Genomic DNA, 14705 nt, shown 5'->3' on the forward strand with positions numbered 1-14705 from the left:
TGATGTCGGTCGTCTTATTAATTCGTGCCAGATAAAAAGTATCTTCTATCGATATAGTATACCTGTATATGCATACAGTATTTCCTTCATCATGGGTCAAGCCTTGCCTTTTTCGCCTCAGTCGCTGCATCCGACGCTGTGGCGGGGCGCTGAACTGGCACGCGCGGTCGAGCGCTGCATCAATACCGGCTACGCCACGCTCAATGCCGAGTTGCCCGGTGGCGGCTGGCCGCAAGGCGCGCTGATTGAACTGCTTATCGCGCAGCCCGGTATTGGCGAGTTGCGCTTGCTTGCGCCGGCGCTGCACACGCTGCAACCGCGTGCCGTCGTGTTAATCAATCCACCGCACACCATGCAACCGTTGGCGCTGCACTATTGGGGCCTGGACAGTGCCCACTGGTGCGTGCTGCGCGCGCGGAAAACGGCCGATGCGTGTTGGGCGGCCGAGCAGGCACTGCGCACCGGCTCATGCGGCGCCGTACTGCTTTGGTTAGCCAGCGTGTCCGCCGACGTGCTGCGCCGGCTGCATCTGGCCGCGCAACGTGGCGCGGCGCTTTTTTTCTTGCTGCGGCCGCTGTGCGCGTCGCGCCATGCGTCGCCCGCGCCGCTGCGCGTGGCGCTCAAGCCCGCCCGTGCAGGCGTGCACGTGACGCTCGCCAAGCGTCGTGGTCCGACACACGACGTGCCCCTGCATGTCACGCTCATTCCTTCTCCCGTTTTATTGAGTTGCCATGGCCGTGTGGATCGGCGTGCATTTGCCTTATCTGCTACTCGAAGTGTTTCGTCCGCGTGGGTGCTCGCCTGATATGCGCGGGTGCGTGGTACTGGAGCAAGACTGCGTCGCGCATTGCGATGAGATTGCACGCGCGCTGGGTATTCGCGCCGGCATGCGTCGTGGCGGGGTGCTGGCGCTTGCACCGCACGTGCGCTTGTACGAGCGCGATCGGCTACGCGAAGCGGCGCTCCAGCACAGCGTTGGCGTAGCGATGCTGCGCTTTACCCCGCATGTCGTGGTGGCCGATGAGGCGTGCGTGATGTTGGACGTGACCGCGAGCCTGCGGCTTTTTCGGGGTATTCGGGCGCTGCGCCGCGATGCGCGTGCACGCATTGACGCACTGGGCGTGTCGGCGCAGTGGGCCGTCGCGCCCACCGGCTACGCCGCCTGGCTGCTAGCGCGCTCCGGTGGCGGCTATGCGCTGTCATTTGAATCGTTGGAACGTGTGCTTGGGCTTCGGCCGCTGAACGTACTGCCGCCCGCACGACGCTACGCTGATTGGTTCGACGGCTTAGGCTGCCACACGATTGCCGACGTGTGCCGTCTGCCACGGGCGGGCCTGAACAAACGGTGCGGCACGGCCCTGCTCGAGGCGCTCGACCGCGCGCGCGGGCGCGCGCCCGACGGGTATGTGTGGCTGCAGGTGCCACTGCAGTTCGAGGCACGTGTCGAGTTGCCCGATCGCATTGAACAGGCTGACGCGCTGCTGTTTGCTGCACGCCGACTGCTCGTGCAGATGTCCGGTTGGCTGATCGCGCAGCAGTTGGCAGTGGTGCGTCTGACGGTGAAACTGGAGCACGAGCGTGGCCGAGCGCCGCTCGCGCCCAGCGTGCTGGACATCGCGCTGGCCGAGCCGACGTGGCACGATGCGCACCTGGTGCGGCTGATCAAAGAGCGGCTTGCGCGCACCCCGCTCGTTGCGCCGGTCATCGCGTTGCGGCTGCTCGTCCAAGAAGTGCGCGCCGCGCAGCCGCACAGTGACACGCTCTTTCCCGAGCCGGGTGGCACACCGACCGAGCATGCGAAACTGCTTGAGTTATTGATCGCGCGCTTGGGCCGCGAGAACGTGCTTTATGCGCAGCCGCTTGCCGATCACCGCCCGGAAGTGGCCGCGCATTGGGTGCCCCTCGATGTGCGGCGCCAGACGGCAGGTGAGCTGCCCGCGTTGCCACGTCCCATCTGGTTACTGAAGGAGCCTATTGAGCTGATGGTGCGAGACCATCGGCCGTTCTATGGCACGCCGCTGCGTCTGGTGTCGCCCGCCGAGCGCATTGAAGCGGGCTGGCATGAACGGCAAGCGCTCGTGCGCGACTATTACGTCGCGCAGTCTGACGAGCCAGTGTACTACTGGGTCTACTGCGAGCGGATCGGCGCGCGCGAGCCCAGCACGCTGCGCTGGTTCTTGCACGGCTTGTTCGGCTAACCCGATGGAGACGCCAAAAGAGCGTTTGCTGCCCGAGTATGCGGAATTGCAATGCGCGTCGAATTTTTCATTCCTGTACGGCGCATCTCATCCCGAGGAATTGGTCGCCCGTGCCGCGCAGCTCGGTTACACGGCGCTCGCGATCACCGACGAGTGCTCGGTGGCCGGAGTCGTGCGCGCGCATCGGGAGGCGAAAAAGGTGGGTTTGCCGCTGATCGTAGGCGCGCAGTTTCGCTTAGCGCAGGGCCACGGTGCCCCCGCCGTGGCGTTGAGTGCGCTGGCTATGAATCGCGACGGCTATGGCAATCTGTGCGAGTTCATCACGCTTGGTCGCCTGCGTGGCGACAAAGGCACGTATCGGTTGTCGTGCGATGACCTTGCTCACGCTGACGCAGCTTATCGGCATCTGTCTGCGTTGCCAGACTGTTGGGTGATCGTTCATCCGGACTATCCGGCGCAGCAGCCGCAACTTGCCGCGCAACTGGCGTGGGCCGTGCAACAGTTTGGCTCACGCGTGGCCGTTGCGCTCACGTTGCATGCGCAGGCGATGGACGATCTGCACCGCGCGCTCGTGCAACGCGTGGCGGCTCGATATGGTGTGCGGGTGGTGGCCACCGGCGCGGTGCGTATGCACGTGCGCTCGCGCAAGCCGCTGCAAGATGTGGTCACCGCGATCCGGCTCGGTCAGAGCGTGTCGGCATGCGGCTACCAGCTGGCGCCCAATGCCCAGCAGCACTTGCGGGCACGACTGCGGCTAGCCCATCTGTATCCGCGCGATACGCTGGAGGCCACCGTTCACCTGGCCCGCCAATGCGCCTTCTCACTGGATGAACTGCGCTACGAATACCCGAAAGAGCTGGTTCCCGACGGCCATACGGCAACGACATATTTGCGTGAGCAAACCTATCTGGGCGCGCATCGGCGCTTTCCAAACGGCATACCGACGGCAGTGCAGCAGCAGCTTGAGCATGAACTGGCGCTGATTGCGACATTGCGCTACGAGCCGTACTTTTTGACCGTGTACGACATCGTGCATTTTGCGCGCAGCGAAGGCATTCTCTGCCAAGGCCGGGGCTCGGCCGCCAATTCTGCCGTGTGCTATTGCCTCGGTATCACCGAAGTGGATCCGGCGCGCTCGAATCTGCTCTTTGAGCGCTTCGTGAGTCGTGAGCGCAATGAGCCGCCGGACATCGACATCGACTTTGAGCACCAACGCCGCGAAGAAGTCATCCAGTATCTGTACCGTAAATATGGGCGCGAGCGCGCGGCACTCACCGCGGCGGTCACCACCTACCGGCCGCGCAGCGCGCTACGCGACGCGGGCAAAGCACTGGGCATCGATCCGCTGATCATCGATCGCGTCGCGAAATCGCACCACTGGTTCGACAGCAGCACCGAGTTGCTCAAGCGTTTCGAAGACGCGGGATTGGATCCGCGCGCCCCGACGATCGAGCAATGGGCAACGCTGGCGACCACGTTGCTCGGGTTTCCTCGGCACTTGTCGCAGCACAGCGGCGGCTTTGTGATCAGCCGCGGCAAACTCAGCCGGCTCGTGCCAATTGAGTCCGCAGCGATGCCCGAGCGCTCGGTGATTCAATGGGACAAAGACGACATTGATGCGCTGGGGCTGCTGAAAGTCGATATCCTGGCGCTGGGTATGCTGTCGGTGATTCGGCGCGCGCTGGCGCTCGTTGCCCACCAGCGCGGTGAGCCGTTTGAGTTGCACGATATTCCCGCCGAAGATGCAGCCACCTACGAGATGATAAGCCGCGCCGACACCGTGGGCGTGTTTCAGATTGAATCGCGCGCGCAGATGAGCATGTTGCCCCGCCTGCGCCCGCGCTGCTTTTACGACTTGGTCATCGAGGTGGCGATCGTGCGTCCCGGCCCGGTGCAAGGCGGCATGGTGCACCCGTATTTGCGTCGGCGCGAAGGCGTGGAGCCGGTCACATATCCGAGCGACGCGATGCGAACGGCGCTGGCGCGCACGCTTGGGGTGCCGATTTTTCAAGAGCAAGTGATGCAAGTGGCGATGCTGGCCGCCGGCTTTACCGCCGGGGAAGCGGATCAGCTGCGCCGCGCGATGGCCGCTTGGCGCCGTCAAGGCGGCCTTGAGCATTATTACGAGCGCATCGTGTACGGGATGGTCGCGCGCGGCTACGATCGGGCGTTTGCCGAATCGATCTTCGCGCAGATCCGGGGTTTTGGCGAATATGGCTTTCCGGAAAGTCATGCGGCCAGCTTCGCGCTACTCGTGTACGTGAGCGCGTGGCTTAAATGCCATGCGCCGGGTGCGTTTCTGTGCGCGTTGCTCAACAGCCAACCGATGGGCTTCTATACGCCGTCACAACTGGTGCAGGACGCACGCCGGCATGGCGTTAAGGTGCTGCCGGTGGACGTGACCGTGAGCGACTGGGACAGCACGCTGCAAGGGCAAGGCTTGGAGGCGCCGGTGCGGCTGGGCCTGTCGCTGATTCGCGGCTTGGCCGAGGAGGCGGCCGCGCGCATTGAACTGGCGCGGGCGGTGCGGCCCTTTATGGATGTGGCGGATCTGGCGCGGCGCGCGCAGCTCACGCGGCGTGATCTGCAGGCGTTGGCCGGCGCCAACGCATTGGCGAGCCTCGCGGGCAATCGCCGCGCGGCGCTGTGGCACGCGCTCGCTGCGGTGCCTGACAGAGACCTGCTCCGTGCAGCTGGCACCGACGACGCGACACCGGCGCTCGCGTCGCTTACGGAAGGGCAAGCGATCGCGCACGACTATCGCGCGCTCGGCCTGACGCTTGGGCGCCATCCGCTTGCATTGCTGCGCGCGCAATTGCTTGGGCGTCGCTTGCTGCCGGCGGTGACGCTGCAGGGTTATCGCGATGGACAACTGGCGCGCGCGTGCGGCCTGGTGACGGTGCGTCAGCGCCCGGGCACCGCCAACGGCGTGCTGTTCGTGACGCTCGAAGACGAAACCGGCCACACAAACGTGATTATCTGGCCGTCGCTGTTGGAGCGTCAGCGCAAGGAAGCGCTCGGCGCGTCGCTGCTTGCCGTGTACGGCGTCTGGCAACGGCACGGGCAGGTGACCCATTTAGTCGCTCAGCGTTTGGTGGATCTGTCGCATTTACTCGGTTCGCTGACGACAACGAGCCGCAATTTTTGTTGACATCCCATCTTAGTTAAAGGCTTTACCGTAGCCAAACATAAGCAGCGTTGCGTCAGTCAGCCCGCACGGGCTGCATCGGAACATCAATCGGCACGCGTACCAACCATGTTTGGGGCCGCCTCACTCTTTATCTAGTATGCCGTGCTTCGCCGGATCGGTGGCGCGTTCGCACTCGCGTACAACGCGCAGCGAATGTCGTTCAAGGTGCTGATTTTCGATCACGCGCAATACGCTATGTCGCCAGTGGCTTGGGATAGTCTCATTTGCTATTTGAACGAACTTGAGGCGGGCAATACTGCGCAAACCGGTGCGGGTTCACTTATGCGTGAGAGTCGGTGTACGAATGACCTAACGTCAGTGGGACTATGCCGGTGACGTCTGTGTATCAGAAAGATAAACCGTTTGGTGCCCGGCTTAACCTCAGCCCACTCGAACGCATAAAGATTGAGAAACATTATGGTGGTAGTGCCACCCTGGAGTTTATTTCAAATCAGCACGATAAGCTTGCTCAAGTACTGAGTCGGGCTGATATCTTAAAAATTGCAAGCTATGACTGCGCAGCCCAGGCGTTGCAAGCGGTGCTCGACTGTGGGCCGATGCTTGGCAAACGCGGCTTCAGTCGAGCGGATATCGTCAAAATCGCGGGCAATGGCGGTGGGGCGCAGGCACTGCAGGCGGTGCTTGAGCTTGAGCCGACGTTTCGCGAACGCGGCTTCAGCCGGGGTGATACCGTTAAGATCGCGGGCAATGGCGGTGGGGCGCAAGCACTGCCTGCAGTGCTTGAGCTTGAGCCGACGCTTCGCGAGCACGGCTTCAGTCGAGCGGATATCGTCAGAATCGCGGGCAATGGCGGTGGGGCACAGGCGCTGTATTCGGTGCTTGACGTTGGGCCAACGCTAGGCAAACGTGGTTTCAGCCGAGCGGATATCGTCAAAATCGCGGGCAATGGCGGTGGGGCGCAGGCACTGCATACGGTGTTTAAACTTGAGCCGACGCTCGGCGAACGCGGTTTCAGCCGGGGCGATATCGTCAAAATGGCGGGCAATATCGGCGGGGCACAGGCATTGCAGGCGGTGCTTGAGCTTGAGCCAGCGTTTCACGAGCGCAGTTTCTGTCAACCCGATATTGTCAAAATGGCGGGCAATATCGGCGGGGCACAGGCACTGCAGGCGGTGCTTGAGCTTGAGCCAGCTTTTCGCGAGCGCGGTTTCAGCCGGGGCGATATCGTCAAAATGGCGGGCAATATCGGCGGGGCGCAGGCATTGCAGGCAGGGCTTGAGCTTGAGCCAGCTTTTCGCGAGCGCGGTTTCAGCCGGGGCGATATCGTCAAAATGGCGGGCAATATCGGCGGGGCGCAGGCATTGCAGGCGGTGCTTGAGCTTGAGCCAGCGTTTCGCGAGCACGGTTTTAGCCAACCCGATATTGTCAAAATAGCGGGCAATATCGGCGGGGCGCAGGCATTGCAGGCAGTGCTTGAGCTTGAGCCAGCGTTTCGCGAGCGCGGTTTCAGCCAATCCAATATTGTCAAAATAGCGGGCAATATCGGCGGGGCACAGGCATTGCAGGCAGTGCTTGAGCTTGAGCCGATGCTTCGCGAGTGTGACTTCCGTCAGACTGACATCGTCAAAATGGCGGGCAGCGGTGGCAGTGCTCAGGCGCTGAACGCGGTGATCAAGCATGGACCCACACTGCGACAGCGCGGTTTCAGCCAAGCCGACATTGTGAAGATGGCAGGCAATAACGGCGGCGCTCAGGCTCTGAAGGCAGTGATCGAGCATGGGCCAACACTGGACGAGCGTGGCTTTACTCTGACCGATATCGTCAAAATGGCGGGCAATAATGGCGGGGCTCAGGCGCTGAAGGTGGTGCTTGAGCATGGGCCGACATTGCGGCAACGTGGTTTCAGCCAAACCGCCATTGTGAAGATGGCAGGCAATATCGGTGGCGCTCAGGCGTTGAAAGCGGTGCTCAAATATGGGCCGGTGCTCATGCAGGCAGGACGCTCCAACGAGGAGATCGTAAATGTGGCCGCGCGTCGAGGAGGAGCCGGTCGAATACGAAAGATGGTGGCACCCTTGCTGGGGCGGCAATAGAGGCGGTGTTACCAGCAGCATTGAAAGCACGTGACGGCATGGTTAACGGTCGTTATCTTATGACCTAACGAGGGAAGCGGGCCGCGTTAGCGGCCCGAGGCAGTAGTGGGCATCCTACCACTTTCTAGATCGGCGAACCTCAGCGAGGCAGTAGGAATGCGTCAAGGCCAACCATGCTTCGTTTTTCAGGTCGGTCTTTCTGATTTGGCAAACTGCTTAGCTATAGTCGATATATTTTTTTATTCTTTGAATAACTAAATTGGGATTTTGTCAAATGAAGATACTTGGCCACAGTAGGGTTATAGCGGCATTATCTAACATTAGAGATTTGCCGAGGCAAATCAATAGCAAAGCTATCTCGCAAAATTTGCGGAGCCCTATTCTTCAGAGTCTACAGCACTTGCGCGGCACTAAAAAAGATGCTTATTCTGGTTTTCGTGCTAGCCGGATGTCAATAAATGGTGCCGATGCGCAGCGGAAAAACATTTTTGGCGACAAGAAAATAGTCAGTGCTTTTTGGCAGAAATCCAATAATGTGTCTGACCAAAAGCGCGATGCTCTTATGGAGAAGGCCAACGATTTTATAAGTAGGTTAGATAATGTGGAGCGTGCAGTTGGAAAATTGCGGAATGATAGCTACAAAAATATAAAAAATAATATCTTAGAGGCGCGGGTAGGGCAGCAATGCGAAGCAAAAGAGGTTTATGATAGTATTGACAATAATATCATATCAGCGAGATGGAAGATTAAAAAAATTCTGCAAGAAAACAATTTGTCGCTCCACTATAAAATGTCGACACAAAAGATGGGGCTATCACAAAACCAATATGATGGAATAAAAAGAGATATTAATAATATCAGAAGGGATTTTTATTCTAGTCTAAAATTTGCAAAAATCAGACTTGATGAGATAAATAAATTATAAAATTCTTCAGCAATGTTGTGGATCGTTAATCGGCGAGTCGCATGGTCACGCTGCATCAGTCTTTCCCATACGCCTCGCCAAATGAGCGTTATTTCATCGCCGGCCCAGCCGTGCCTTGATCCAATCGACGATAGGTCGCCGACGGCGCTCGCTATCTGCGGGACCAGCCGCCTTCCGTCGGTTGGGATCTTCCCACCATGTTACCGGTGATGGGTCAGGGTCAAGGTTAAGTAGCGGCTCAGGCGCCAATTTGGCGCGTTCGTCGCGGATGCGAGCCTGTATCGGCAAAAACAGCTGTTCCTGCTTGCCCAACGTTTTGTTGAAAAACTTCCAATCTAGCCACTCTTCAAGGTCGAGAAGAAGTCTTTCTCGTGTGGACGATGGAATACCGCTACTCAAATCGAGGACACGTCCCAGCGTCTCGGGAGAGTACGTGTGGGTCAAGTTGCCGCGAATCCCTCGAATGATGTCATTAAATCGTTCTTTATCCATGCCTTTGCCGCCAGACGTCCTGTCAAAGGTATCAAGCGCCAGCGCCAGCGCAAATTCGGGATTGTTCCCCTCGGCCAAGTTGCCAAATGCAGCGATTAATCCTGCAACGATCGGCTCCTGATCGGGTGAGCTCAACATCGGCAGGATTTCGTACTTCCACTGTTGCAGTCTTCGGTGTTGTTCGGCAGCGGTCAAACCGGCCATCGCTTCGGGCAACCCTGCCAACGCTTCGCCTTTACCTATTAACAACCGCTTGGCTGCTTCAAGCATGGATTCGTAGGTAGCAAGACGTATGTGCTCAGGCAGCCATCGGATCGCACGACCCAGCGCCTTGCGAGGTGTCGCTTGAAGCTCCTCGGGAAGCGCTTCAACGTAATTGAGTAAGCGCCGATGCCGCTCTAGTACAAGGGATCGATCCAAACAATGGAGCAGAAATAACTGGTGGGCGAGTTCTGCGCTTAATTTTGCCCGTCCGAGGTCATCCAGCCGCGCCATTTCGTTCAGCAGCCGATCGAATCGCGTCGTCAGCTCGGGCCTCGGGTTGTAGGGTCTGCCGTGAACGGCTGCCCAATTCTGATACCCGGTCCAATGAGAAGAGTCCAATTGCAGCGCGAGGAATGGCAGTATCTTGCGCCGCTCTTCCAATGGGCTAGCGATCGTGCGGTCGAGAATTGCATCGAACATTGCGATCATCGATTCAGCAGGCACAACATGATAGGAGCCCAGCCCCGCGGTGCTCACCACATGATAGTCAGGTCCAAAATGATGAATCATCTTGTCTTGCAGCGCCTTACTGTTCGGAATTTGCACCACCTCAGCAAAGATGTGCGCAAATGCTTCCGTTTGTGCTTCAAAAGGAAGCCCACTGATGCCAAACATGGCCAGCCTGTCTAGTGCTGCCAATAGGATGTTCGGATCCGCAACGTCGCTATTGAGCGCATCCAACAGCTCACGCAACGCTCCTATGCGGACCTCAATTTCGACGTTCTTCTCACGCAGTGTCTTTAAGAACGCGCTAACGCGTTCCATAGGCGCGATGCCAGAAGAATGGCCTGACGTCTGCCGCTGAGCCGTATTGGAGTCCCCGGCGTTGAAGAAAACGCTTGAGGGCGGGTTGCCAGCACCGCTCTTGTGCGAGTCGATGGACGCATAGATGGCGGCATTGTGAGCGTTCGGCGGGGGCGTAGTATTGAAATCCATACTGGGCGTATCGAGAATGAAAGAAAGCGTAAGGGTGCACTGCCACCTGGGCGGATGCGAATAGGGGTGCGCCGACTATATAACGCATGGGTGAACGGTTTTCCGAATCGTTGCTGATCAGGTATGTACAAAGTCGTTTTCAATGGCTTTGTCGCATCAACACACTAGGATAGAATTGCAGACCGCCAAGGTCTGGTAGGCGCGACTGTGCGGGGGACAAAAACGGCTTGCCTGCTGGCTGTTGCTACGGTACCGAAGCCTTGTGCTACTTGCTGGACGTGATTTTTTATCTGGAAAGGGCGGCGCTAACCTGGCCCATCAAAACTATAATTTTCGGAACAGAAAAGTGACAATCTGAAGCGCGATTTGGCGTAGTGCCGTAAAGCAAATAATAGACGAGTCACATAGTGAGGCTGCACCAGTCTTTTCCATACACTTCGCCAAATGGGCGTTATATTATCGCCGGCCTAGCCGTGCCTTAATCCAATCGACGATGGGTCGCCGACGACGCTCGCTATCTGTATGACCAGTCGCCTTCCGTCGGTCGGGATCTTCCCACCATGTTACCGGTGATGGGTCAGGGTCAAGATTAAGTAGCGGCTCAGGCGAAAATTTGGCGCGTTCGTCGCGGATGCGAGCCTGTATCGGCAAAAATAGCTGTTCCTGCTTGCCCAACTCCTTGTTAAAAAACTTCCAATCTAGCCACTCTTCAAGGTCGAGAAGAAGCCTTTCTCGTGTGGACGATGGAATACCGCTACTCAGATCGAGGACACGTCCCAGCGTCTCGGGAGAGTACGTATGCGTTGAGTTACCGCGAATCCCTAAAATGATGTCGTTGAACCGGTCTTTATCCATGCTCTGGCCACCGGACGTTCGGTCAAAGGTATCGAGTGCCAGCGCCAACGCAAATTCGGGATTGTTCCCTTCGGCCAAGTTGCCAAATGCAGCGATCAATCCTGCAATGATCGGCTCCTGATCGCGTAGGTCCAACACGGGCAGGATTTCGTACTTCCACTGTTGTAGCCTTCGGTTTTGTTCGACAGCGGTTAAGCCGGCCAGCGCTTCGGGTAATCCCGCCAATGCCTCGCCTTTGCCTATCGACAACCGCTTGGCTGCTTCGAGCATAGATTCGTAGGTAGCAAGGCGTGTATGTTCAGGCAGCCATCGAATCGCACGACCCAGCGCCTTGCGGGGTGTCGATTGAAGATGCTCAGGAAGCGCTTCGACGTAACTGAGTAAGCGCTGATATCGGTTCAGCACTAAGGTACGATCCAAACAATGAAGCATGAACAACTGACTCGCAAGTCGGGTGCTCAATTTCGCCTGTCCGATGTCGTCCAGCCGTGTCATTTCGTTTAGTAGTCGATCGAACCGCGTTGTCAACTCGGGCCTCGGGTTATAGGGCCGCCCAGGGGCGGCCACCCATGACTGCTCTCCGCTCCAATGAGAAGCATCCAGTTGCAGTGCAAGGAAAGGTAGTATCTCGCGTCGCTGCTCCAAGGGACTCTCGATCGTGCGGCTGAGGATTTCATCGAACACTGCGATCATTGACTCAGCAGGAACAACATGATATGAGCCCAGCCCCCATATGCTCAGTCGGCGATAGTCTCCTTCGAAATGGCGAACCATCTTGTCTTGCAGCGTCTTACTGTTCGGGACTTTCAGTACTTCGGCAAAGATATGCGCGAACGCTTCGGTTTGCGCATTTAAGGGCAGCTCACTAATGCCAGACATGGCTAGCCTGTCTAATGCTTGCAATAGGGTGTTCGGATCTGTCACGTCCCTGTGCAGCCCGTCCAACAGCTCACGTAACGCGCCTATTCGAACTTCCCTCTCGACGTCCTTATCACGCAACGTCTTTAAGAACGCTTGAACGCGTTCCATAGGCGCGATGCCAGAAGAATGGCCTGACGCCTGCCGCTGAGCCGTATTGGAGTCCCCGGCGCTGAAGAAACCGCTTGAGGGCGGGTTGCCAGCACCGCTCTTGTGCGAATCGATGGACGCATAGATGGCGGCATTGTGAGCGTTTGGCGGTGGCGTGGTATTGAAATCCATGCTGAGCGTATCAAGAGTGGAAGAAAGCCTAAGTTCGCACTGCCCCTCGGCGGATGCGAGTAGGAGTGCGCCGACTATATAACGCATGGATGAACGGTTTTCCGAACCGTTACTGATCAGGTATGTACAAAGTCGTTTTCAATGGCTTTGTCGCATCAACACAATAGGATAGAATCGAAGACCCGCTAAGTTCCTGTGGGCGTGGCTGTATGGAGATAAAAACGGCTTGTCTGATGGCTGTTGCCACGGTATCGAAGCCTTGTGCTACTTGCTGGACGTGATTTTGTTATTTGGAAAGGGCGGCGCTAACCTGGCCCATCAAAACTATAATTTTCGGAACAGAAAAGTGACAATCTGAAGCGCGATTTGGCGTAGTGCCGTAAAGCAAATAATAGACGAGTCACATAGTGATAGTGAGGCTATAACAGTCTTTTCTATTCGCCTCGCCAGATGCACGTTATCTCATCGCCGGCCTAGCCGCGCCTTGATCCAATCGAAGATGGGTCGCCGACGACGCTCGTCATCTGCGTGACTAGCTGCCTTCCGTCGGTCGGGATCTTCCCACCATGTCACCGGTGACGGGTCAGGGTCAAAGTTAAATAGTGGTTCAGGCGCCAATTTGGCTCGTTCATCGCGGATGCGAGCCTGTATCGGCAAAAATAGCTGTTCCTGCTTGCCTAACGTCTTTTCAAAAAATTTAAAGTCTAGCCATCCTTCGAGGTGAAGGAGAAGCCTTTCACGTGTGGACGGTGGAATACCGTTACTCAGATCGAGGATACGTCCCAGCGTCTCGGGAGAGTACGTGTGCTTTGAGTTACAACGAATTTCTAAAATTATATCACTAAATCGGTCTTTATCCATGCTCTGGCCACCGGACGTTCGGTCAAAGGTATCGAGTGCCAGCGCCAACGCAAATTCGGGATTGTTCCCTTCGGCCAAGTTGCCAAATGCAGCGATCAATCCTGCAATGATCGGCTCCTGATCGCGTAGGTCCAACACGGGCAGGATTTCGTACTTCCACTGTTGTAGCCTTCGGTTTTGTTCGACAGCGGTTAAGCCGGCCAGCGCTTCGGGTAATCCCGCCAATGCCTCGCCTTTGCCTATCGACAACCGCTTGGCTGCTTCGAGCATAGATTCGTAGGTAGCAAGGCGTGTATGTTCAGGCAGCCATCGAATCGCACGACCCAGCGCCTTGCGGGGCGCTGATTGAAGCTTCTCAGGAAGCGCTTCGACGTAGTTAAGCAAGCGCCGATGCCGCTCCAGCACCAAGCTTCGGTCCAGACAATGAAGCAAAAACAATTGGTTGGCGAGGTCCGTGCTTAATGCCGCCCGTCCGAGGTCATCCAACCGCGCTATTTCGTTCAGCAACCGATCAAATCGCGTCGTCAATTCGGGCCTCGGGTTATATGGTCTGCCGTGAACGGCCACCCACGACTGCTCCCCGGTCCAATGAGAAGAGTCCAGTTGCACCGCGAGGAGTGGCAATATCTTGCGCCGCTCTTCCAATGGGCTAGCGATCGTGCGGCTGAGGATTTCATCGAACACTGCAATCATCGACTCAGCCGGTACAATATGATAGGACCCCAGCCCCGTGGTGCTCACCACATTATAGTCAGCTTCAAAATGATGAATCATCTTGTCCTGCAGCGCCTTACTGTTCGGGATTTTTAGCACCTCAGCAAAGATGTGCGTAAATGCTTCTGTCTGCTCAGCGCGAGGAAATTTATTAATTCCGGACATGGTCAGCCTGTCTAGTGCTGCCAATAGGATGTTTGGATCCGCAACGTCTCTATTTAGCTCATCCAACAGCTCACGCAACGGTCCTATTCGAACCTCCCTCGGGCCGTCCTTTTCACGCAACGTCTTTTTTAGAAACGCGTTAACGCGCTCCATAGGCGCGACGCCAGAAGAATGGGCTGACGCCTGCCGCTGAGCCGTATTGGAGCCCCCGGCGCTGAAGAAACCGCTTGAGGGCGGGTTGCCAGCACCGCTCTTGTGCGAATCGATGGATGCATAGATGGCGACGTTGTGCGGGTTCGGCGGGGGCGTAGTATTGAAATCCATGTTGAGCGTATCAAGAGTGGAAGAAAGCCTAAGTTCGCACTGCCCCTCGGCGGATGCGAGTAGGAGTGCGCCGACTATATAACGCACGGGTGATCGGTTTTCCGAACCATTGCTGATCAGGTATGTAAAAAGTCGTTTTTAATGGCTTTGTCGCATCAACACAATAGGATAGAATCGAAGACTCGCCAAGGTCCGGTAGGCGCGGCTGTATGGAGATAAAAACGGCTTGCCTGATGGCTGTTGCCACGGTATCGAAGCCTTGTGCTACTTGCTGGACGTGAATTTGGCCGTGCAGCAAGCGCTAACGCCAAGCGGTGCGCGCATATCCAGGGCGACAAAACAAGCAGCATCGTCGAACACGACCAACCCACCATCTAACGCCTAAACGCCCACAAGGGCATTGCCTAGACGACTGCGGCACAATTCTGTTCATAAGCGGTGTCAGTCGTCGGCCCTGAACATTCTTGGGAAGACATAGGCAAGGCCGCGAAGTCGCAGCGGTTTCTTTTGCCAACTACTGCGCGAGC

Annotated in this window: 8 protein-coding genes; 5 read left to right on the top strand and 3 right to left on the bottom strand. The window is 57.3% G+C overall.

Annotation, left to right across the window (positions count from 1 at the left end; genetic code table 11):
- Positions 1–91 precede the first annotated feature (91 nt).
- From imuA to B0B13_RS00985, 5 genes are all read left to right on the top strand, one after another.
- On the top strand, positions 92–805 hold the full coding sequence (gene imuA / locus B0B13_RS00960) for a translesion DNA synthesis-associated protein ImuA (RefSeq protein WP_076793875.1): 714 nt from the start codon (positions 92–94) through the stop codon (positions 803–805).
- Positions 732–2198: a Y-family DNA polymerase gene (locus B0B13_RS00965; RefSeq protein ID WP_076793877.1), complete on the top strand. Its 1467-nt coding sequence runs from the start codon at positions 732–734 to the stop codon at positions 2196–2198. The genes imuA and B0B13_RS00965 overlap by 74 nt, the downstream gene beginning before the upstream one ends.
- A 4-nt stretch (positions 2199–2202) precedes the next feature.
- A complete protein-coding gene (locus B0B13_RS00970) occupies positions 2203–5349 on the top strand; it encodes an error-prone DNA polymerase (protein ID WP_076793878.1) in 3147 nt (1048 codons plus the stop codon).
- 365 nt (positions 5350–5714) lie between these two features.
- Positions 5715–7442 (top strand): TAL effector repeat-containing protein, encoded by a 1728-nt coding sequence (locus B0B13_RS00980; RefSeq protein WP_076793882.1) that lies wholly within the window; start codon positions 5715–5717, stop codon positions 7440–7442.
- A gap of 274 nt (positions 7443–7716) precedes the next feature.
- Positions 7717–8367: a hypothetical protein gene (locus B0B13_RS00985; RefSeq protein ID WP_237573800.1), complete on the top strand. Its 651-nt coding sequence runs from the start codon at positions 7717–7719 to the stop codon at positions 8365–8367.
- Between the two features lie 93 nt (positions 8368–8460).
- On the opposite strand, the gene B0B13_RS00990 is transcribed toward B0B13_RS00985, so the two are convergent.
- The 3 genes from B0B13_RS00990 to B0B13_RS01000 form a co-directional block, all read right to left on the bottom strand.
- On the bottom strand, positions 8461–10059 hold the full coding sequence (locus B0B13_RS00990) for a hypothetical protein (RefSeq protein WP_076793885.1): 1599 nt from the start codon (positions 10057–10059) through the stop codon (positions 8461–8463).
- Between the two features lie 456 nt (positions 10060–10515).
- On the bottom strand, positions 10516–12114 hold the full coding sequence (locus B0B13_RS00995; protein ID WP_076793946.1) for a hypothetical protein: 1599 nt from the start codon (positions 12112–12114) through the stop codon (positions 10516–10518).
- 462 nt (positions 12115–12576) lie between these two features.
- Positions 12577–14178, bottom strand: coding sequence for a hypothetical protein (locus B0B13_RS01000; RefSeq protein ID WP_076793886.1), 1602 nt, complete (start codon positions 14176–14178; stop codon positions 12577–12579).
- Positions 14179–14705 lie beyond the last annotated feature (527 nt).

The sequence above is a fragment of the Burkholderia sp. b14 genome (assembly GCF_900156195.1).
In the GTDB taxonomy this organism is placed as follows: Bacteria; Pseudomonadota; Gammaproteobacteria; order Burkholderiales; family Burkholderiaceae; genus Mycetohabitans.

Bases quoted from the DNA above. Each gene is read 5' to 3' on its own strand.
- imuA (WP_076793875.1), top strand. From the start codon at position 92: ATGGGTCAAGCCTTGCCTTTTTCGCCTCAGTCGCTGCATCCGACGCTG.
- B0B13_RS00965 (WP_076793877.1), top strand. From the start codon at position 732: ATGGCCGTGTGGATCGGCGTGCATTTGCCTTATCTGCTACTCGAAGTG.
- B0B13_RS00970 (WP_076793878.1), top strand. From the start codon at position 2,203: ATGGAGACGCCAAAAGAGCGTTTGCTGCCCGAGTATGCGGAATTGCAA.
- B0B13_RS00980 (WP_076793882.1), top strand. From the start codon at position 5,715: ATGCCGGTGACGTCTGTGTATCAGAAAGATAAACCGTTTGGTGCCCGG.
- B0B13_RS00985 (WP_237573800.1), top strand. From the start codon at position 7,717: ATGAAGATACTTGGCCACAGTAGGGTTATAGCGGCATTATCTAACATT.
- B0B13_RS00990 (WP_076793885.1), bottom strand. From the start codon at position 10,059: ATGGATTTCAATACTACGCCCCCGCCGAACGCTCACAATGCCGCCATC.
- B0B13_RS00995 (WP_076793946.1), bottom strand. From the start codon at position 12,114: ATGGATTTCAATACCACGCCACCGCCAAACGCTCACAATGCCGCCATC.
- B0B13_RS01000 (WP_076793886.1), bottom strand. From the start codon at position 14,178: ATGGATTTCAATACTACGCCCCCGCCGAACCCGCACAACGTCGCCATC.